20 protein-coding genes and 2 tRNA genes are annotated in these 20,588 nt (G+C 65.9%); 12 read left to right on the top strand and 10 right to left on the bottom strand.

What is annotated here, in order from left to right; translation table 11 throughout:
- Nucleotides 1-5: 5 nt before the first annotated feature.
- Genes AC5Y39_RS14710 through rpmH form a run of 7 tightly spaced genes read right to left on the bottom strand, consistent with a single transcriptional unit; the run spans nt 6 to nt 4,387 of the window.
- Nucleotides 6-1,139 carry a ParA family protein gene (locus tag AC5Y39_RS14710; protein ID WP_500017610.1) on the bottom strand — a complete coding sequence of 378 codons (1,134 nt, stop codon included), beginning with the start codon at nt 1,137-1,139 and terminating at the stop codon, nt 6-8.
- Nucleotides 1,031-1,732 (bottom strand): 16S rRNA (guanine(527)-N(7))-methyltransferase RsmG, encoded by a 702-nt coding sequence (gene rsmG / locus AC5Y39_RS14705; RefSeq protein ID WP_500017612.1) that lies wholly within the window; start codon nt 1,730-1,732, stop codon nt 1,031-1,033. The genes AC5Y39_RS14710 and rsmG overlap by 109 nt, the downstream gene beginning before the upstream one ends.
- Before the next feature lie 57 nt (nt 1,733-1,789).
- Nucleotides 1,790-2,368: a Jag family protein gene (locus AC5Y39_RS14700; RefSeq protein ID WP_500017614.1), complete on the bottom strand. Its 579-nt coding sequence runs from the start codon at nt 2,366-2,368 to the stop codon at nt 1,790-1,792.
- 47 nt (nt 2,369-2,415) lie between these two features.
- Nucleotides 2,416-3,462, bottom strand: a complete 1,047-nt coding sequence (gene yidC, locus AC5Y39_RS14695) for a membrane protein insertase YidC (protein ID WP_500017963.1) — start codon at nt 3,460-3,462, stop codon at nt 2,416-2,418.
- A gap of 43 nt (nt 3,463-3,505) precedes the next feature.
- Entirely contained in the window at nt 3,506-3,865 is a 360-nt protein-coding gene (gene yidD, locus AC5Y39_RS14690) for a membrane protein insertion efficiency factor YidD (RefSeq protein WP_500017616.1), read from the bottom strand.
- A complete protein-coding gene (gene rnpA, locus AC5Y39_RS14685) occupies nt 3,862-4,221 on the bottom strand; it encodes a ribonuclease P protein component (protein ID WP_500017618.1) in 360 nt (119 codons plus the stop codon). The genes yidD and rnpA overlap by 4 nt, the downstream gene beginning before the upstream one ends.
- Before the next feature lie 22 nt (nt 4,222-4,243).
- On the bottom strand, nt 4,244-4,387 hold the full coding sequence (gene rpmH / locus AC5Y39_RS14680; protein WP_083088040.1) for a 50S ribosomal protein L34: 144 nt from the start codon (nt 4,385-4,387) through the stop codon (nt 4,244-4,246).
- Between the two features lie 484 nt (nt 4,388-4,871).
- Here rpmH and dnaA point away from each other — a divergent pair, with 484 nt between their 5' ends.
- From dnaA to AC5Y39_RS14630, 10 genes are all read left to right on the top strand, one after another.
- A complete protein-coding gene (gene dnaA, locus AC5Y39_RS14675) occupies nt 4,872-6,368 on the top strand; it encodes a chromosomal replication initiator protein DnaA (RefSeq protein WP_500017620.1) in 1,497 nt (498 codons plus the stop codon).
- A 517-nt stretch (nt 6,369-6,885) separates the two neighbouring features.
- Nucleotides 6,886-8,079, top strand: coding sequence for a DNA polymerase III subunit beta (gene dnaN, locus AC5Y39_RS14670; protein ID WP_500017622.1), 1,194 nt, complete (start codon nt 6,886-6,888; stop codon nt 8,077-8,079).
- A gap of 43 nt (nt 8,080-8,122) precedes the next feature.
- Nucleotides 8,123-9,016 (top strand): phosphogluconate dehydrogenase (NAD(+)-dependent, decarboxylating), encoded by an 894-nt coding sequence (gene gnd / locus AC5Y39_RS14665; protein WP_500017624.1) that lies wholly within the window; start codon nt 8,123-8,125, stop codon nt 9,014-9,016.
- Between the two features lie 10 nt (nt 9,017-9,026).
- A complete protein-coding gene (gene recF / locus AC5Y39_RS14660) occupies nt 9,027-10,169 on the top strand; it encodes a DNA replication/repair protein RecF (RefSeq protein WP_500017626.1) in 1,143 nt (380 codons plus the stop codon).
- Nucleotides 10,166-10,687, top strand: a complete 522-nt coding sequence (locus tag AC5Y39_RS14655; RefSeq protein WP_500017628.1) for a DUF721 family protein — start codon at nt 10,166-10,168, stop codon at nt 10,685-10,687. The genes recF and AC5Y39_RS14655 overlap by 4 nt, the downstream gene beginning before the upstream one ends.
- A 211-nt stretch (nt 10,688-10,898) precedes the next feature.
- Nucleotides 10,899-12,929 (top strand): DNA topoisomerase (ATP-hydrolyzing) subunit B, encoded by a 2,031-nt coding sequence (gene gyrB, locus AC5Y39_RS14650; protein ID WP_500017630.1) that lies wholly within the window; start codon nt 10,899-10,901, stop codon nt 12,927-12,929.
- A 15-nt stretch (nt 12,930-12,944) separates the two neighbouring features.
- Nucleotides 12,945-16,712, top strand: coding sequence for an intein-containing DNA gyrase subunit A (gene gyrA, locus AC5Y39_RS14645; protein ID WP_500017632.1), 3,768 nt, complete (start codon nt 12,945-12,947; stop codon nt 16,710-16,712).
- 34 nt (nt 16,713-16,746) lie between these two features.
- Nucleotides 16,747-17,478 carry a DUF3566 domain-containing protein gene (locus tag AC5Y39_RS14640; protein ID WP_500017634.1) on the top strand — a complete coding sequence of 244 codons (732 nt, stop codon included), beginning with the start codon at nt 16,747-16,749 and terminating at the stop codon, nt 17,476-17,478.
- Nucleotides 17,479-17,517: 39 nt separating this feature from the next.
- Nucleotides 17,518-17,591, top strand: a tRNA-Ile gene (locus tag AC5Y39_RS14635).
- A gap of 105 nt (nt 17,592-17,696) precedes the next feature.
- Nucleotides 17,697-17,769: transfer RNA gene (locus tag AC5Y39_RS14630), tRNA-Ala, on the top strand.
- Between the two features lie 87 nt (nt 17,770-17,856).
- Here AC5Y39_RS14630 and cwsA read toward each other — a convergent pair.
- A complete protein-coding gene (cwsA, locus tag AC5Y39_RS14625; protein WP_500017636.1) occupies nt 17,857-18,276 on the bottom strand; it encodes a cell wall synthesis protein CwsA in 420 nt (139 codons plus the stop codon).
- A gap of 86 nt (nt 18,277-18,362) precedes the next feature.
- On the opposite strand from cwsA, the gene AC5Y39_RS14620 reads away from it, so the two are divergent.
- Complete coding sequence (locus AC5Y39_RS14620; RefSeq protein WP_500017638.1) at nt 18,363-18,893, top strand: peptidylprolyl isomerase; 531 nt, start codon at nt 18,363-18,365, stop codon at nt 18,891-18,893.
- 2 nt (nt 18,894-18,895) lie between these two features.
- Here the strand turns inward: AC5Y39_RS14620 and AC5Y39_RS14615 are convergent, their stop codons facing one another.
- Together AC5Y39_RS14615 and crgA are read right to left on the bottom strand one after the other, a co-directional pair.
- Entirely contained in the window at nt 18,896-19,312 is a 417-nt protein-coding gene (locus tag AC5Y39_RS14615) for a PH domain-containing protein (protein WP_500017640.1), read from the bottom strand.
- Between the two features lie 151 nt (nt 19,313-19,463).
- Nucleotides 19,464-19,745 (bottom strand): cell division protein CrgA, encoded by a 282-nt coding sequence (gene crgA, locus AC5Y39_RS14610; protein ID WP_499912830.1) that lies wholly within the window; start codon nt 19,743-19,745, stop codon nt 19,464-19,466.
- Nucleotides 19,746-19,830: 85 nt separating this feature from the next.
- Here crgA and AC5Y39_RS14605 point away from each other — a divergent pair, with 85 nt between their 5' ends.
- A complete protein-coding gene (locus tag AC5Y39_RS14605) occupies nt 19,831-20,565 on the top strand; it encodes a DUF881 domain-containing protein (protein ID WP_500017642.1) in 735 nt (244 codons plus the stop codon).
- Nucleotides 20,566-20,588 lie beyond the last annotated feature (23 nt).

The following is a 20,588-nucleotide window of genomic DNA, read 5'->3' as shown; positions in this document are numbered from 1 at the left end:
GTCTGTCAGCGACTCGGTGCCCCGGCAGGGCCGTCGCGGTGCGCGAGTTCGCGGCTGGCGTCGAGGTAACTCATCGCTCCGCGTGAGCCCGGGTCGTAGTCGATGATCGTCATGCTGTAGCCCGGCGCCTCGGAGACCTTGACGCTGCGCGGGATCACGGTGCGCAGCACCTTGTCACCGAAGTACCGGCGGACCTCTTCAGCCACCTGGTCGGCGAGCTTGGTCCGGCCGTCGTACATGGTCAGCACGACCGTCGACACCGTCAGCGCCGGGTTCAAATGCGCTCGGACCATCTCGATGTTGTTCATCAACTGCGAAACGCCCTCTAGCGCGTAGTACTCGCACTGGATCGGGATGAGGACCTCGGGCGCGGCGACGAGCGCGTTGATGGTCAGCAGGCCGAGTGACGGCGGGCAGTCGATGAAGACGTAGTCGAAGTCGGTGGTGTCCAGGTCGGCGAGCGCGGTGCGCAACCGGTTCTCCCGCGCCACCATGCTGACCAGTTCGATTTCCGCGCCGGCGAGGTCGATGGTCGCCGGGACGCAGAACAGCCGCTCGCTGTGCGGGCTCTTGCGGATCGCGTCGGCCAGCGGCAGTTCGCCGAGCAACATCTCGTACGACGACGGGGTGCCCGCGTGCCGATGCTCGATACCCAGCGCGGTGCTCGCGTTGCCCTGCGGATCGAGGTCGATGACCAAGGTCTTGAGTCCTTGAAGGGCGAGGGCCGCCGCGAGGTTCACCGCCGTGGTGGTCTTACCGACGCCGCCCTTCTGATTCGCGACCGTGAAGATCCGCCGGCGCGACGGTCGAGGAAGACGGGGGTGCGTGGTGTGCAGAATTTGCGTGGCCCGGTGCGCGGCGGCACCGATGGGGGTGTCGGCCGGATCGGCGCGCCAGGCGGAGTCCGCGTCGACGCCCGGGTTGGCCGACGTGACGTCGGCGACGCTGCCCTGCCCCACTGCCGAAGTTACGGCCGCCGTTTCACGTGAAACATTCGCGTCCGCGGTGGTCCTGGACGTGTCGCCCGTCGTCACGGTCGCCTCCCGCTTTGCGCTCGCCTTCGCGTCTGCCGTGGGTTCGCGTCGGTCCGCTCCCCGACCACCGCAGTCGTCGGCGGATCTAAGTCGTCCCCGCCACATCTCACCACCCTGACAGTCTCTATACCTAACGACGCCATCACACGCCGATACCGTTCCACTTCTTCCTCGGCTCTCTCGCCTTTGATCGCGACAAGCAACCCCCCGGCCGCCAGCAGCGGCGCCGACCATCCCGCCAACTTATCGAGCGACGCGACGGCCCGGCACACCACGGCGTCCGCCGGACCGACCTGCGCGCGCACGTCCGGCTGCTCCGCTCTGCCGCGGATGACGGCGACATCCAGCCCGAGCGAATCGACCGCGTCCCGCAAGAAGGTGACCCGGCGCAGCATCGGCTCTACCAACGACATCCGCAGATCGGGCTTCGCCAAGACGAGAGGTATCCCGGGGAGCCCGGCCCCACTGCCGATGTCCGCTACTCGGGCACCTGGCGGCAGGAGCTCGGCAATGGCGGCGCTATTCAAGATGTGGCGATCCCAGATGCGGTCGACTTCCCGCGGACCGATAAGTCCTCGCTCGACTCCCTCAGTGACAAGGAGCTCGGCGTAGCTCGTCGCCAAGTCCAGTCGGTCCCCGAAGAAACGCTGCGCCGCGGACGGCGGATCAGGCGGCACGCCATGTTTCACGTGAAACATCCCTCTGCGGCAAGGAGAACACCCGCGGCCATCGAACTACATCGATGTAAGTCGCCTCTACTGATCCAAAAGGACGACGACGCGCCGCGCGGGCTCCTGCCCCTCGCTCTCGCTGCGAACCCCGGGAATCGCCGCCACCGCGTCGTGCACGATCTTGCGCTCGAATGGCGTCATCGGAGCGAGCTGCTCGCGGGTCCCGGTCTCCAGCACGCGCTGAGCCACCTTCTGTCCGAGGGCGGCCAGCTCCTCGCGGCGGCGGCGGCGCCAGCTCGCGATGTCGAGCATCAGCCGACTGCGCTCGCCTGTCTTCTGATGCACGGCCAGCCGGGTCAGCTCCTGCAGCGCGTCGAGGACCTCGCCGCGGCGGCCGACCAGCTTCACCAAGTCCTGGCCGCCGTCGATGCTGACGACGGCTCGGTTGCCCTCGACGTCCAGGTCGATATCGCCGTCGAAGTCCAGCAGGTCGAGCAGCTCCTCGAGATAGTCCCCGGCGATCTCGCCTTCGGCCACCAACCGTTCCTCGAGGTCGTCGGCCTTAGTGCTGCCGGCTGCCTCATCGCTCACGTCGGCCGTCGAGTCGTCGTTCACGTTCTCGTCGACGTTGTCCTCGCGCTCGGCGGTCTCTGCGTCGCTCATCCGTGTCCCTCTCCCCTATGTGCCCGCCGCTGTCGCGGCGTCCGGCTTCAACGTTTGCGCTTCTTCGGGCGCGCGCCCGGTCGCGGCGTCCGACCTACGGCACCGCCGCCGTCCGACGCTGCGCCGTTTTCAGGTGTGGTGTCGCTCTTACCCGGCCGGCCGTCCGCCGCCTCGGTGTCGGGCTTGACTGCACCGTTGCCGGATCCGTCCCCTGCCGCCGCCTTCTTGGGCCGGGTCGGTTTCGCGCCGGGAGCAGGTGCATTCGCCGCGCGCCGAGCGAGCGCTTCCTGCTTCTTGGCCTCTTCCTCTTTGGCGATCTTGCCGAACACGTAGTGCTGCTGACCGAACGTCCAGATGTTGTTGGCGAACCAGTAGATGATGATGGCCAGCGGCAGGAAGGGACCACCCACGACGACGCCGAGCGGAAAGATGTAGAGCGCAAGGCGATTCATGATCGCGGTCTGCGGGTTGGCCGCCGCCTCGGGGCTCTGCCGCGTGATCGACGCACGGCTGTTCATATGCGTCGCGAAGCCCGCCAGCAGCATCAGCGGCACCCCGATCAAAATCACCGACAGCCGGTTGAATTCGTGGAACGCCGCGATGCTTCCCGTCGACTGGGTCATCGACGCCCCGATCGGCGCGCCGAACAAGTTCGCATCCAGGAAGTGGTTGACATCGGCGACGCTAAAGACATAGTTGCCGATCTGGCGGTTCTGATCGGGGCTCAGCCCAAGCCGGCCGATGCCGTGCTGGGTCCGGTTGAACGACATCAGCACGTGGTAGAGCCCGAGGAACACCGGGATCTGCGCGAGCATCGGCAAGCACCCCAGGATCGGGTTGACCCCATGTTCGCGCTGCAGCTTCTGCATCTCCAGCGCCAGGCGCTGCCGGTCCTTGCCGTACTTCTTCTGCAGCGCCTTGATCTGCGGCTGCATCTCCTGCATCTGGCGGGTGGTGCGGATCTGCCGAACGAACGGCTTGTAGAGAATCGCGCGCAACGTGAACACCAGGAACATCACCGACAGCGCCCATGTGAAAAAGTTTGACGGGCCGAGGAACGGCACTGCGGAAAAGGCCTTGTACCAAAGCCACATGATCGCCGACACCGGGTAATAGATGATGTCGAGGCTGAACAGATCAAACACGGGACGTGCTCTCCCCTCGCTGCGCTGGGATCTCCCAGCCGTCGGCTGCACCTTCTGAGCTTCGGGCAAGCGCTTCCACGTCGCCGCACCGATGAATGTCGTTGTGTCTCTGCGGGACTGTGTCCCATCCGCCGCGATGCCACGGACCGCATTTCGCCAGCCGCACCGCGGTCAGCCAGCCGCCCTTGACCAAGCCGTATTCGGTCAGCGCCTCGATCGCGTACTGGCTGCAGGTGGGCATGAACCGGCAGGTCGGCAAGCGCAGCGGTGAGACGTAGGTGCGGTACAGCTCGATCGCGAAAATTGCGCAGCGCACCGGCCAGCGGCGCGCAGCCGCGAGGTCCGCTCTCACCGCCGGCTCCTCGGCAGCACCCGGGCACGGGTCAAACCCGACCGCAGTTCCTGTTCCAGCCGCGCCGAGATCGCGTCGCGGCTGCCGGGCAGCGCCCTGATCACGATCCGGTCCGCCGGGTCTAGTTCGGTGAGTAGATTGCGGGCGACGTGACGCAGCCGTCGCGCCACCCGATGGCGGTCCACGGCCGAGCCGACGGACTTACCGACGACCAGGCCGATCCGTGGGCCGGCGTCGTCGGGGCGGTCACAACGATGCGCGTGCACCACGAGATCCCGTTCGACGGCTCGCACCCCGTTCTTGACAGTGGCGCTGAACTCCGTCGACCGCGTCATCCGGTTGTGCGCCGGAAGCACCGTCGTTGCTATCCGCGCCGACTCAAGCAGTCAGCGTCCGCCGGCCCTTGCGCCGGCGGTTGGATACGATCGCGCGCCCCGCGCGAGTCCTCATCCGAAGGCGAAACCCGTGCACGCGTGCGCGCCGGCGATTGTTCGGCTGGAAGGTCCGCTTGCCCTTGGCCACGGCATTTTCTCCTCATGCGTCTGGCACCTCGTCGACTCGCGCATCGTCTAACCCACCATGCCGAAGCTGACGCGGATGCCGCTCGTAAGCTCGTCTCGCTCGCTAACCGGCGCGGACCCCGGTAGACACTCCCCCGGTTCGCTGCCGTATCGCCGACTTTCGGGCGACCGTTTGAGGGTACTGACACCGATACCGCCGGTCAAACGGCGTCCGGGCACCACAGCGGAGATCACTGTTGCCACAACCGTCACCGTCGTCAAGCGACACGCCGACTTCTCGTCGGCAATGTTGCCGAACGGTTGGCCAGCCTCCGCGAAACCTGTTAGCTTCTGGCAGTGCCGCCTCCATGCGGAGCGGCCGAAGACTCACGCCGAGCGACATCGAAGCGAGCCGCTGTCCTGTCCACACCTGTGGATAACTATGTGGACAGTTGGCCTCGTTTCTTTTGTCGACCCTCGACCGACGCCAAAGGGGGTTCTCGTCGTTGACCGCTGAACCCGATGCGCCGTTCGCCGAGGTATGGAACACCGTCGTCTCCGAACTCAACGGCGACGTCCCGAACGGCACGTCAGCCAGCAACGGCGACCGCACAGGTCCACCGCTCACTCCGCAGCAGCGCGCTTGGCTCACCTTGGTCAAGCCGCTGACCATCGCCGAAGGGTTCGCGCTGCTGTCGGTGCCCAGCAGTTTCGTCCAGAACGAGATCGAACGCCACCTGCGCAACCAGATCATCGACGCGCTGAGCCGCCGGCTCGGCCAACGCGTGGAGCTCGGCGTGCGGATCGCACCGCCGGAGCCAGGGGACGCCGACGAACCCCCGGCCGCCGCGCCGAATCTCGACACCGACGACGAGGTCGACGACGACACCGAAGCGTTGGCCAGTGCGCACGAGTCGTGGCCGTCGTACTTCTTGAACAAACCCGCCCACGATCCCGCCGGCCAGTCACAGGGCGTCAGCCTCAACAAGCGCTACACCTTCGACACGTTCGTCATCGGTGCGTCGAACCGCTTTGCGCATGCCGCCGCCCTCGCCATCGCCGAGGCGCCGGCCCGCGCGTACAACCCGTTGTTCATCTGGGGTGAGTCCGGGCTAGGCAAGACTCACCTGCTGCACGCGGCCGGCAACTACGCCCAGCGACTCTTCCCCGGCATGCGGGTCAAGTACGTCTCCACCGAAGAGTTCACCAACGACTTCATCAACTCGCTGCGCGACGACCGCAAGGTCGCGTTCAAACGCAGCTACCGCGACATCGACGTGCTTTTGGTCGACGACATCCAGTTCATCGAAGGCAAGGAAGGCATCCAGGAGGAGTTCTTCCACACCTTCAACACGCTGCACAACGCGAACAAGCAGATCGTGATCTCGTCGGACCGGCCGCCCAAGCAGCTGGCCACGTTGGAGGACCGGCTGCGCACCCGGTTCGAGTGGGGTCTGATCACCGACGTCCAGCCGCCGGAGCTGGAGACACGCATCGCAATCTTGCGCAAGAAGGCGCAGATGGACCGGCTCGACGTGCCCGACGACGTCCTGGAGCTGATCGCCAGCAGCATCGAACGCAACATCCGCGAACTCGAGGGTGCGCTGATCCGGGTGACCGCATTCGCGTCGCTGAACCAGACGCCGATCGACCGCGCGCTCGCCGAAATCGTGCTGCGCGATCTGATTTCCGATGCGGAGAGCATGCAGATCAGCACCGCGATGATCATGGCGGCCACCGCGGAGTACTTCGAAACCACCATCGAGGAGCTGCGCGGGCCCGGCAAGACCCGCTCGCTGGCACAGGCTCGCCAGGTTGCGATGTATCTGTGCCGCGAGCTCACCGACCTGTCGCTGCCCAAGATCGGCCAGGCGTTCGGCCGCGACCACACCACGGTGATGTACGCAGAACGCAAGATCCGCGGCGAGATGGCTCAGCGTCGCGAGGTGTTCGATCAGGTGAAAGAACTCACCACCCGCATCCGTCAGCGCTCCAAGCGCTGATCTCATCCCGCATTCCTTCGGTGCCGGCGCCAAGAAACCTCGGCCGCGTGCACCCTTTTTTTCGCCACCCGGCGTGTGCATAACCCTGTGTAAAACTCCGCAACAACACCGCCGACTGTGCACCGGGGCGTGGACAGCCGCCCGCCATGCACATCGACACAGTCGTGCCGGCACAGTCGTGCACCGGCCGTCCACAACGCGCCGCGGCACCCTTTCAGCACAAACGCGACGTATCCACAGATTCCACAGCCCCTACTACTGTTGCTTATCTATCTCTCTAGATTTCGGTCAGAAGAAGGCGCTGGGGACAACGGTTCTCCACACCCGTGGCAGGGCTGGCGGACAGTGCCTGTCGGGCTGATCGATTAGCTTTTATCGAGCAGGCGAAAGCTCTACGGTGGTGCCTCGACAGCCGTTACGGTCGTCGTAGGTACACGACGGTCACCTGGTTGTGAGGCCCGGGAACCGCGGGGACGAAGTGTGTGACGAACAGTGATCCAAGAAAAGGCTGTGTGAGGTGGCGACGACGACGGTCGGCTTGACCGACTTGAAATTCCGGCTGGTCCGCGAGGACTTCGCCGATGCGGTGGCGTGGGTAGCGCGTAACGTGCCGACCCGGCCGACGGTGCCGGTGCTTGCCGGTGTGCTCCTGGAAGGCACCGACACCGGGTTGACCATCTGCTCGTTCGACTACGAAGTGTCGGCCGAGGTGCAGGTGCCAGCGGAAATCGCCACTCCCGGAAGGGTTTTGGTGTCGGGGCGGCTGCTGTCGGATATCACCCGGGCGTTGCCGGCCAAACCGGTCGACGTCAGCGTCGACGGCACCCGCGTGGCGCTGACGTGCGGCAGCGCCCGGTTCTCGCTGCCCACCATGGCGGTCGAGGACTATCCTGCGCTGCCGGCACTGCCGGAGGAAACCGGGGTGATCTCCGCTGAACTGTTCTCCGAGGCCATCGCGCAGGTCGCCGTGGCCGCCGGGCGCGACGACACGTTGCCCATGCTGACCGGCATCCGCGTCGAAATATCCGGCGAGACAGTCGTTTTGGCTGCCACCGACCGGTTCCGGCTGGCGGTTCGCGAACTGACGTGGTCCACGTCATCGGCCGACATCGAGGCCGCGGTGCTGGTGCCGGCCAAGACACTGGCCGAGGTCGCCCGAGCCGGCATCACCGGCGCCGAGGTCGGGCTGGCGTTGGGTGCGGGCGCAAATGTCGGCAAGGAGGGGCTGCTCGGCATTCGAAGCGAAGGCAAACGCAGCACCACCCGACTGCTGGACGCCGAGTTTCCGAAATTCCGCCAGCTGCTGCCCACCGAACACACAGCCGTCGCCACCGTGGACGTCGCCGAACTCGTGGAAGCCATCAAACGTGTGGCGCTGGTCGCCGACCGCGGCGCGCAAGTCCGCATGGAGTTCAGCGAAGGCAGTTTGCGTCTGGCCGCCGGCGCCGACGACGTCGGCCGCGCGGAAGAGGACCTGCCCGTGGAATTTTCGGGCGACCCGCTCACCATCGCGTTCAACCCGACTTACCTGACCGACGGGCTGACGTCGCTGCACAGTGAGAAAGTGTCATTCGGATTCACCACTCCCAGCCGGCCCGCCGTGCTGCGACCGGCCGCTGGGGACGACACGCCGCTCCCCGCCGCTGGGCCGTTCCCGGCCGTTCCGTCGGACTACGTCTACTTGCTGATGCCCGTTCGGCTACCCGGCTGACGCGCTGATCCCGTCCGCGCGATTCCACAAGAGGGAGGCATAGATGCAGCTGGGCCTGGTGGGTCTGGGCAAGATGGGGTTCAACATGCGCGAGCGCCTGCGCGACGGCGGCCACGACGTCGTCGGGTACGACCCGCGGCCCGAAGTCACCGATGTGCCGTCACTGGCTGCGCTCGTCGACGCGCTGACGCCCCCGCGGGTGGTGTGGGTGATGGTGCCTTCGGGGCCGATCACCCACGGAACCATCGCGTCGCTGGCTGAGGAGCTCGATGAGGGCGATTTGGTGATCGACGGCGGCAATTCCCGGTACACCGAGGACGGCCCCCATGCAAAGCTCTTGGCGCAGAAGGGGATTGCGTTCATCGATGCCGGCGTCTCGGGCGGTATCTGGGGTCTGAAGGCCGGTTACGGGTTGATGGTCGGCGGCAGTGACGCCGACGTCGAGCGGGCCATGCCGATCTTCGACGCGCTGCGGCCGCCCGGCCCGCGCGAAGACGGATTCGTGCACGCCGGGCCGGTGGGCGCCGGCCACTTCGCGAAGATGGTCCACAACGGCGTCGAGTACGCGCTGATGTCGGCCTATGCCGAGGGCTATGAACTGCTGAACGCCGAGGACCTGATCCAAGATCCGCAAGCCGTCTACCAAGCGTGGACCAACGGCACCGTCGTGCGGTCTTGGCTGCAGCAGCTGCTGGCCAAAGCGCTCAAGGAGGACCCCGGGCTGAGGCAGATCACCGGCTACACCGAGGATTCCGGCGAGGGCCGCTGGACCGTCGAAGAGGCCATTCGGCTCCGGGTACCGGTTCCGGGCATCGCTGCATCGCTGTTCGCGCGGTTCTTGTCTCGCCAGGAGGAGTCCCCCACCATGAAAGCTGTTGCCGCGCTGCGTAATCAATTCGGCGGTCACGCCGTTCACCGGGTCAGCCAGTCGGGATAGTTCGCAGCCGATGTATGTACGGCACTTGGGGTTGCGCGACTTCCGGTCCTGGTCCGAAGTGGACGTGGAGTTGGCACCCGGGCGGACTGTGTTCGTCGGGCCGAACGGCTACGGGAAAACGAATCTTGTTGAGGCCCTGTGGTATTCGTCTACCCTTGGTTCGCATCGGGTGGCCACCGACGCACCGTTGATTCGCGCGGGCCGGCCGCGCGCGGTGGTCTCGACGATCGTCGTCAATGATGGCCGTGAGCTGGCCGTCGACCTGGAGATCACAGCCGGTAAGGCGAACAAGGCGCGGTTGAACCGCTCCCCCGTTCGCAGCCCACGCGAAGTGCTCGGTGTACTGCGTGCCGTGCTCTTCGCTCCCGAGGACCTCGCGCTGGTGCGCGGCGATCCGAGCGAACGCCGCCGGTATCTGGACGAGCTCGCGACGCTCCGGCGCCCGGCGCTGGCGGGTGTCCGCGCCGACTATGACCGGGTGGTCCGCCAACGCACAGCTCTGCTGAAAACCGCGGCCGGACACCGCACGGGCGACGACGGGCTGCTGCACACCCTCGATGTCTGGGATCGTCACCTGGCCGAGCACGGCGCACAGCTACTGGCTGCACGCATCGCCTTGGTCGACGAGCTGAGACCCGAAGTCGAGAAGGCCTATCAACTGCTGGCACCCGGGTCGCGCAGCGCCGACATCCGCTATCGGTCGAGCATCGACACAGAGTTGGGGTCCAGCGACACAGCGGATTTGGAAGCAGCGCTCCTGGCCGCACTGGCGGCGCGCCGCGCCGCGGAACTGGACCGCGGTGTCTGCCTGGTCGGCCCCCATCGCGACGACCTGGATCTCATCCTCGGTGCGCAGCCAGCGAAAGGCTTTGCCTCCCATGGCGAATCGTGGTCCATGGCATTAGCGCTGCGACTGGCGGCATACCAGCTGTTACGGTCCGACGGCACCGAGCCCGTGTTATTACTTGACGACGTGTTCGCCGAACTCGACACCACGCGCAGACAGGCGCTGGCTGCGGTCGCCGCGGAAGCCGAGCAGGTGCTGGTGACAGCCGCGGTGGTCGAAGACATTCCGGCGCAACTCGACGCCCGGCGCATCACGATCGGGCTGTCCGAAGATGACGCCGGCCGGATGTCGGTGGTGACGTCATGAGCGACGACGCGATGGATCTGGTGCGCCGCACACTGGAAGAGGCCCGCAGCGCCGCCCGCTCGCAAGGCAAGAACGTCGGGCTGGGCCGCCGCGGTACTGGCACGCCACGCGTGGCCGGGCGGCAAGGCAACCGTCGCTCATGGTCCGGTCCCGGCCCCGACGTCCGAGATCCGCAACCACTCGGCGCGGCCGCACGCGATGTCGCGGCGACCCGCGGGTGGTCGGGCCGGGTGGCCGAAGGAGCGGTGTTCGGGCGCTGGCGGTCGGTGGTCGGCGAACAGATCGCCGAGCACGCCACACCTACGGCCCTGCACGACGGGGTGCTCAGCGTCACGGCGGAAAGCACAGCGTGGGCCACCCAGTTACGGATGATGCAGGCCCAGCTGCTCGCGAAAATCGCCGCCGCGGTCGGCGACGGCGTGGTGACGTCGCTGAAGATCACCGGACCGGTGGCACCGTCATGGCGGAAAGGTCCCCTGCGGGTGGCGGGGCGTGGACCGCGCGACACCTATGGATAAGCATCGCTGAGAGCCGCTTGAACCGCGAAAAGAAAAGCCGCAAGCGTCAGGACGCGCCGCTGGTCGCGAAATCTCGTACACGGCGTTTTTAGCTGTGTAGAAACACCGCTTCAGAATCGGTGCTGGCGGCGGTTACCGGTAGACTGGACGAAGACCCCGCTCGCGGTGACCGAACCGCTCGCATGCGAACCCCAAGGAGACCTGTCCGACCGTGGCTGCCCAGAAGAAGAAAGCACAAACGGAGTACGGCGCCTCATCCATCACCATCCTCGAAGGGCTGGAGGCGGTCCGCAAGCGGCCCGGCATGTATATCGGCTCCACCGGTGAACGCGGTTTGCACCACCTGATCTGGGAGGTGGTGGACAACGCGGTCGACGAGGCGATGGCCGGCTACGCCAGCCGCGTCGACGTGCGGCTGCTTGCCGACGGCGGCGTCGAAGTCACCGACGACGGGCGCGGTATCCCGGTCGAGATGCACGCCAGTGGCGCGCCGACCGTGGACGTGGTGATGACCCAGCTGCACGCCGGCGGCAAGTTCGGCGGCGAAGACGGCGCGTACGCGGTGTCCGGCGGGCTGCACGGCGTCGGCGTCTCCGTGGTGAACGCGCTGTCCACCCGGCTCGAAGTCGACATCTCACGCGACGGCTATGAGTGGTTCCAGTCCTACGATCACTCGGTGCCCGGCACCCTCAAGCAGGGCGAGAAGACCAAGAAGACCGGCACCACGGTGCGGTTCTGGGCCGACCCGGACATCTTCGAAACCACCGAATACGACTTCGAGACCGTCGCGCGGCGGCTGCAGGAGATGGCGTTCCTCAACAAGGGGCTGACCATCACCCTCACCGACGAGCGGGTGTCGGAAGTGGAGGTGGTCGACGAGGTCGTCAGCGACACCGCCGAGGCGCCGAAGACCGCCGAGGAACAAGCAGCCGAGGCCACCGCCCACAAGGTGAAGCGGCGGGAATTCCACTACCCCGGCGGGCTCGTCGACTTCGTCAAGCACATCAACCGCACCAAACAGCCGATCCACAACAGCGTCGTCGACTTCTCCGGCAAGGGTCCGGGTCACGAGGTCGAGGTCGCAATGCAGTGGAACGCCGGCTACTCCGAGTCGGTGCACACCTTCGCCAACACCATCAACACCCACGAGGGCGGCACCCACGAGGAAGGGTTCCGGGCCGCGTTGACGTCGGTGGTCAACAAGTACGCCAAAGACCGGAAGTTGTTGAAAGACAAGGACCCCAACCTCACGGGCGACGACATCCGCGAAGGCCTCGCCGCGGTGATCTCGGTCAAGGTCGCCGAACCGCAGTTCGAAGGCCAGACCAAAACCAAGCTGGGCAACACCGAGGTGAAATCATTCGTCCAGCGCGTGTGCAACGAACAACTCACCCATTGGTTCGAGTCGAATCCGGCTGACGCGAAAGTCGTTGTGAACAAAGCGGTTTCGTCGGCCCAGGCCCGCATCGCCGCACGCAAGGCCCGCGAGCTGGTGCGGCGCAAGAGCGCCACCGACATCGGCGGGCTGCCTGGCAAGCTGGCCGATTGCCGCTCCACCGATCCGCGCAAGTCAGAACTGTATGTGGTGGAGGGCGATTCGGCCGGGGGCTCAGCCAAGAGCGGCCGCGACTCGATGTTCCAGGCGATCCTGCCGCTGCGGGGCAAGATCATCAACGTCGAGAAGGCGCGCATCGACCGCGTGCTGAAAAACACCGAGGTGCAGGCGATCATCACCGCGCTAGGCACCGGTATTCACGACGAGTTCGACATCTCCAAGCTGCGCTACCACAAGATCGTGCTGATGGCCGACGCCGACGTCGACGGCCAGCACATCTCGACACTGCTGCTGACGCTGTTGTTCCGGTTCATGCGGCCGCTGATCGAAAACGGGCACGTGTTCTTGGCTCAGCCGCCGCTGTACAAGCTCAAGTGGCAGCGCGCCGAGCCGGAGTTCGCGTACTCCGATCGGGAACGCGACGGGTTGCTCGAAGCGGGTCTGAAGGCCGGCAAGAAGATCAACAAGGACGACGGCATCCAGCGCTACAAAGGTCTCGGCGAGATGGATGCCAAGGAATTGTGGGAGACCACGATGGACCCGTCGGTGCGGGTACTGCGGCAGGTCACTTTGGACGACGCGGCCGCGGCCGACGAATTGTTCTCGATCCTCATGGGCGAAGACGTCGAGGCCCGTCGCTCATTCATCACCCGCAATGCCAAAGACGTTCGCTTCCTCGACGTTTAGTTCACAAAGGAACTCATGACTGACACCACGCTGCCACCAGACGAGTCCGCCGACCGGGTCGAACCGGTCGACATCCAGCAGGAGATGCAGCGCAGCTACATCGACTATGCGATGAGCGTGATCGTCGGGCGTGCCCTGCCGGAAGTGCGCGACGGGCTCAAGCCGGTGCACCGCCGGGTGCTCTACGCGATGTTCGACTCGGGGTTCCGGCCGGATCGCAGCCACGCGAAATCCGCGCGCTCCGTTGCCGAAACGATGGGCAACTACCACCCTCATGGTGACGCGTCGATCTACGACACGTTGGTGCGCATGGCGCAGCCGTGGTCGCTGCGCTACCCGCTGGTCGACGGTCAGGGCAACTTCGGTTCGCCGGGCAACGACCCCCCGGCGGCGATGAGGTATTGCGTCACCGGTGATGCGTTGGTTCGCTTGCCATTCGGGCAATCCGTGCGCATCGGCGACGTCGTCAGGGGCGCAAAACCCAACTCGGACAATGCCATTGAGCTCAAGGTCCTCGACCGGCACGGTAATCCCGTTGTCGCCGACCGACTCTTCCATTCAGGTGAGCATCAGACCTATACGGTCCGGACCGCAGAAGGCTACGAACTCACAGGTACGGCCAACCACCCATTGTTATGCCTGGTTGACATGGGTGGCGTTCCGACACTGCTGTGGAAGCTGATCGAAGAGATCGAACCCGGCGACCATGTGGTGTTGCAGCGCACGCCTCCGGAGGAGCTTGGTCCTGCGGACTGGCGTGAAGCAATGGAGGCTCTTCTCGCGGGGGCGATCGTCAGCGAGGGGTTCGTGTCAGCTTCTCGTGCCGGGTTCAACAACGTGGACCGCGACTTCTTCAACATGGTCGTCGCGGCATTCGACTCGGTAGTTGGCGGCCGCCGCTACACTTCATCGCGCAAAATCGCGTCGGGTTCTGTGCTCCATCAACTCGACGTTCATGACCTGGCAGCGCTCGAGAAGTCGCGGCTCGGTCAACTCGTAGGCCAACGTTCTGCGGACAAGTTTGTCCCGGAATGGTTATGGAGCGCGGCCGCAGCGGCCAAGCGAGCCTTTCTGCAGGCCCTCTTCGAGGGTGACGGCTCATGCTCTCTGTTGCCCCGCAACACAATTCAAGTGTCTTACTCGACCCGCAGTGAACGGTTGGCCAAAGAGGTCCAGCAAATGCTGCTCGAGTTCGGGGTGGTTTCGCGCCGTTACCAGCACGCTATCGGTGAGCACAAGGTGGTCATCAGCAATCGTGCGCAGGCGGAGCTGTTTGCAACCCAAATCGGGTTCGGCGGCGCGAAGCAAGAGAAGTTGATCAGGATCTTGTCAGCTATGCCGCCATGTGCTGGCAGGGACGGCGACCACGTACCCGGACTGGCGCGATTTATCCGCAGGCACTGCGGCAGCCGCTGGGCGGAAAAGGACTGGCTGAACCGACACAACATTGACCGCCTGTCCCGCTGGCGGCGCGACGGCGAAGAGATTCTGCGCCGTATTGCCGATCCCGATGTGCGTGCAATTGCTACTGAACTCACGGACGGTCGCTTCTACTACGCGCGCGTCGCTTCGGTGACCGACGCCGGCGTACAACCGGTCTACAGCCTGCGCATCGATACAGACGACCACGCGTTCGTCACCAACGGGTTCGTCAGCCACAACACCGAAGCGCGGCTCACTCCCCTGGCGATGGAGATGCTGCGTGAAATCGACGAGGAGACAGTCGATTTCATCCCGAACTACGACGGTCGCGTGCAGGAGCCGACCGTCCTGCCGAGCCGGTTCCCCAACCTGCTCGCCAACGGCTCCGGCGGCATCGCGGTCGGCATGGCCACCAACATCCCGCCGCACAATCTGCGCGAGCTGGCCGACGCGGTGTTCTGGTGCCTGGACAACTACGACGCCGACGAGGAGACCACCCTCAAAGCGGTGATGAAGTACGTCAAGGGACCTGACTTCCCCACGGCGGGCTTGATCGTTGGCACACAAGGGATCACCGACGCATACACCACCGGGCGCGGGTCTATCCGCATGCGCGGTGTTGCCGAGATCGAAGAGGACTCGCGCGGCCGCACCTCACTGGTGATCACCGAGCTGCCCTATCAGGTCAACCACGACAACTTCATCACGTCCATCGCCGAGCAGGTTCGCGACGGAAAGCTCTCCGGCATCGCGAATATCGAAGACCAGGGCAGTGATCGGGTCGGCATCCGCATCGTCGTCGAGCTGAAGCGCGACGCGGTGGCCAAGGTCGTGCTGAACAACCTGTACAAGCACACCCAACTGCAGACCAGCTTCGGCGCGAACATGCTCGCCATCGTCGACGGCGTGCCGCGCACCCTGCGGCTGGACCAGATGATCCGGCTGTATGTGGACCATCAGCTCGACGTCATCATCCGCCGCACCCGCTACCGGCTGCGAAAAGCCAACGAGCGCGCGCACATCCTGCGTGGCCTGGTCAAGGCGCTCGACGCGCTCGACGAGGTGATCGCGTTGATCCGCGGATCGCGGACCGTTGACGAGGCCCGCCAAGGCTTGATCGGGCTACTCGACATCGACGAAATCCAGGCCCAAGCCATCCTCGACATGCAGCTGCGGCGGCTGGCCGCCCTGGAGCGTCAGCGCATCGTCGACGACCTGGCCAAGATCGAGGCCGAAATCGCCGACCTGGAGGACATTCTCGCCAAGCCTGAGCGTCAGCGCGGGATCGTCAAAGACGAGCTCAAGGAAATCGCCGACAAGCACGGGGATGACCGGCGCACCCGGATCATCGCCGCCGACGGCGACGTGTCCGACGAAGACCTGATCGCGCGCGAGGACGTCGTCGTCACGATCACCGAAACCGGCTACGCCAAACGCACCAAGACCGACCTGTACCGCAGTCAAAAGCGCGGCGGCAAGGGCGTGCAGGGCGCCGGGCTCAAGCAAGACGACATCGTCAACCACTTCTTCGTCTGCTCCACGCACGACTGGATCCTGTTCTTCACCACCCAAGGGCGGGTCTATCGCGCGAAGGCCTACGACCTGCCCGAGGCCTCCCGCACCGCGCGCGGCCAGCACGTCGCCAACCTGCTGGCGTTCCAGCCCGAGGAACGCATCGCGCAGGTGATCCAGATCAAGTCCTACGACGACGCCCCGTATCTGGTGCTGGCCACCCGCAACGGGCTGGTGAAGAAGTCGCGGCTCAGCGATTTCGACTCGAACCGATCTGGCGGCATCGTCGCGATCAACCTGCGCGACGGCGACGAGCTCGTCGGCGCGGTGTTGTGTTCCGGCGACGACGACCTGCTGCTGGTGTCCGCGAAAGGCCAGTCGATCCGGTTCACCGCTAGCGACGAGGCGCTGCGCCCCATGGGCCGCGCTACCTCGGGCGTGCAGGGCATGCGGTTCAACACCGACGACGCGCTTTTGTCGCTGAATGTGGTGCGCGAGGGCACCTATCTGCTGGTCGCCACATCCGGCGGCTACGCGAAGCGCACGGCTATCGACGAGTACCCCGTCCAGGGCCGCGGCGGTAAAGGGGTGCTGACCATCCAATACGACAAACGGCGTGGCACGCTGGTGGGCGCATTGGTGGTCGACGACGACACCGAGTTGTACGCGATCACTTCGGGCGGCGGCGTCATCCGCACCGCAGCCCGGCAGGTGCGCAAGGCCGGCCGGCAGACCAAGGGGGTTCGATTGATGAACCTGGGCGAGGGCGACACACTGGTAGCCATCGCACGCAACGCCGAGGAAACTGACAGTGCCCAGGCCGACGAGCGCTTGCGCGACGAGCAATAGGCCCGACCGGACTCGACCACGTAAGGAGCGGTAGGTGAGCTCACCGAACGAGCCGGGCAACGGCGACGGCCCGCGCCCCTGGCAGCGCTCTGCGGCCACGGCCCGCCCGCCGCAGCAGCCGCCGCCGCGGCGTCCCGAGACGTCCGGCCCCCACGAACCGGCCGGCATCGAAGAGCGGATCAACCGCTTCATCTCGGGATCGCCGGCCGGTGCGCCGCCCGCGGAAGCGGAGGCCCCCGCACCTGCCCGCACAGAGGCGCCGACGCGCGCGGAGAACGTGCGCAGCGAGCTCCCGGATCTCTCCGGCCCGGTTCCGCCGCGTCCGCCGCGGCCGGCGCCCGCAACCGAGAGGCAGGGCGAGCCCGCAGCTCCGCCGCGTCCCCGTGTGCAGGTGGGCACCCGTACCAGCGGTCCGGTGCGGGCCAGCATGCAGATCCGCCGTGTCGACCCGTGGAGCGTGTTGAAGGTGTCGCTGGTGCTGTCGGTGGCCCTGTTCTTCGCGTGGATGATCGCGGTCGCGTTCCTGTACCTGGTGCTCGGCGGCATGGGCGTGTGGGCCAAGCTCAACAGCAACGTCGGCGACCTGCTGAACAACACTTCCAACAGCGAGCTGGTGTCCAGCGGCACCATCTTCGGCAGCGCGGCGCTGATCGGCCTGGTCAACATCGTCCTGTTGACGGCGATGGCCACCGTTGGCGCGTTCATCTACAACCTCACCACCGATCTGGTCGGTGGAGTCGAGGTGACGCTCGCCGATCGCGATTAACGGGAGCAGGTGCCGTTGCGGTAATCTCGTCGGTCGTTCGGGGCTATAGCTCAGGCGGTTAGAGCGCTTCGCTGATAACGAAGAGGTCGGAGGTTCGAGTCCTCCTAGCCCCACGAAATGAGATGGGTTGTGGTGCTCGCCGCGCTGGCAGCGTTGGTGATTTGGGTGCGATCGCGGCGGGCCGCCGAGGTCTGGCACACGCCGTCGCACCATCCTCAGGGGCCTTAGCTCAGTTGGTAGAGCGCTGCCTTTGCAAGGCAGAAGTCAGGGGTTCGAATCCCCTAGGCTCCACCCCTTTTTTGGCCATTCCGCTGCGTCGAAACTGCGCACAGATCGCGAAATCCGCCGCCCCGACGATCTAGACGCAGGCTCGACGCACTACGGCTTGGACTCGACCTCGACGCTAGGTGGCCGCGGCGACGGCTCGGGTTGCATGGACCGCCGCACGATCGAGAACGCGACCGCTCCCCCAGCCAAAGTCGCGATGCCGGCGGCCGTCAGCAGCGCGATCCGGCGCCGCGTGTTCCGCGGCTGGCGTACGTCCTGCAGCGCCTGAGGCAGATTCGCGACCACCTGCTGCGCGGCGGCCAGCTCACGGGTAAGGGTCTCTTGCGCTGCGCTGACCTCCCTGGCGACACGGCTCTGCCGGTATCGCTCGCGCACGCGCTGGCCGGCTGAGGACGCGCCCTGCGCGCCGAGGCCGACCGTGCCGAGCGTGATGTCGACGGGTCCGACTGCGGTGTACTGCAGGCCTCGGGTCAGACGCTGCCGCGGGGTCAGCCGGGTCTTGGTTGTCACGGTCCGCCTTTCTGCCAAGTCGGGGTCGAGCGTATCGGACCGCGCCCGTCGGACCGGACGGAACGGGCATGGCACACTGGCATCCCGTGACGAGCCCCATCCAGACCGCAACTGCCACCCTGCACACCAACCGCGGCGACATCAAGATCGCGCTGTTCGGCAATCATGCGCCCAAGACCGTCGCCAACTTCATCGGATTGGCAACGGGGACTAAGGAATACACCACGCAGAATGCGAAGGGCGGTAACGCCGGCCCGTTCTACGACGGCGCCGTCTTCCACCGGGTGATCGACGGGTTCATGATCCAGGGCGGCGACCCGACCGGCACTGGCCGCGGCGGCCCCGGCTATCAGTTCGCCGACGAATTCCATCCGGAGTTGCAGTTCGACAAGCCCTACCTGGTCGCAATGGCCAACGCGGGCCCGGGCACCAACGGCTCGCAGTTCTTCATCACCGTCACCAAGACGCCGCACCTGAACCGCAAGCACACGATATTCGGTGAGATCGTCGACCCCGAGTCGCAGCGCGTCGTCGACGCGATCGCCACCACCGCCACCGACGCGCGCGACCGCCCCACCGAGCCGGTGGTGATCAACTCGATCAGCGTGACGCAGTAGCGCTACCGGCCGGCATAGCCGGCTGCGGTCAGCGCGTCCAGCACGTCGAGCGGGTCGGTTCCCAGATCCCAGCGGCTGAACACGATCAGCCGGCCGTCGACGGTGTCGACTTCGAGCAATCGGACTTTGCGTGCCAGCCGCCGGAACTCGGTGATCCGGATGACGTCGATCTGGGGCCTGGCCAACACCCGGGTCCGCCACCAACCCCGGATCGCCAATCCGCCGGGGGTGATTGCCAGCTTGGGCCGCGCGCGAAGCGAGAAGCCCGCAAAGACCAGCAGCCCGACGCCCGCAATCCCCACCAAAAACCGGCCCGGAACATCTGCGACGAGCGTCACAGCCGCTGACGTCAGCAGAATTCCCAGCACGCCGCACCCGGCGACGGCAACCGGATTCGGGCCCCACTCAGTTTGCTGCATTGGTTATCCGCAGGCCCCTACCACACCAGATGGGGTTATCCACAGGTGCTATCAACAATGGGGATGAATCACATCGGTGTGATTGGGTAACGGCAAAGTTTCGGACGGGGTAACCCGCCGAAAACCGCGCCTGCCGCCACATCGGGTCGGCTCAGTGCCAGCGCATGGTGAGCAACAGGCCGCTGATCATGAAGGCAAACGCGATCGCGTAGTTCCACACGTTGAGGTCGGCCATCCACTGCAGCCAGGTCGGCTGATTGCCGCTGGCAACCGCGAGCTGGAAAACGAGAAGCCACAACAGCCCGATCAACATCAGTCCGACGAAGAACGCGACGAACCACACACTGGACGGGCCCGACTTGACCTTGACCGGCGTACGACTCACGGACCGGGCCGTCAGATCGTTCTTCTTGCGGACCTTGGACTTCGGCATGGGCTCCTCTCCCCGCTGCAGGTGCAATTGAGATTAACCCAACCATCGCGCGCGCTCGGACTGCCGTACCTGGGAAGATGCACACGTGACGACGCGGCGCAGCGCCTGGCGGACCGGCGTGCCGGTGGTGTGCCTGCTGGCGGGCGTCCTGCTGGCCACCACCCACAGCGTGTCCGGCGGTAGCGAAATTCGCCGCAGCGACTCCCCACGACTGGTGGATCTGGTCCGCGAAGCCCAGCAGTCCGTCGACCGGCTCAGCGCTCAACGCGACGCGTTGGTACACCAGGTCGACGCCGCGCGCGCCGGACCGGCCGTCAACGACTCGCAGGTGGCGGCTCTGTTGATCAGGGCCGCACCGCTGGCCGTGGCGGCCGGGCTGACCCCGATGCGCGGCCCCGGCCTGGTGGTCACCCTGACCGACGCCCAGCGAGACGCCAACGGCAGGTTCCCCCGCGACGCCTCCCCGGACGACCTCGTCGTGCACCAGCAGGACATCCAGGCCGTGCTCAACGCACTGTGGAGCGGCGGCGCGGAGGCCGTGCAGATGCAAGACCAGCGACTGATCGCGACGTCGGCGCCGCGCTGTGTGGGAAACACGTTGCTGCTGCACGGCAAGACCTACAGCCCGCCCTACACGGTGACGGCCATCGGTGACGTCGCGAGGATGCAGTCCGCGTTAGCGGCCGCCCCCCTGGTCACCCTGTACAAGCAGTACGTGGCCCGATTCGGGCTGGGTTACACCGAAGAGCCGCGGGCCGAAGTGGAGGTGGTCGGCTACACCGAACCGGTCGCCATGCACTATGCCCGCCCGGCCGGCTGAACCGAGCCGCCGCCGGCGCCCGT

It is taken from the genome of Mycobacterium sp. NGS39 (assembly GCF_059812765.1).
Note: the sequence above shows the minus strand (reverse complement) of the source record. Positions and strands in the feature narration are given on the sequence as shown.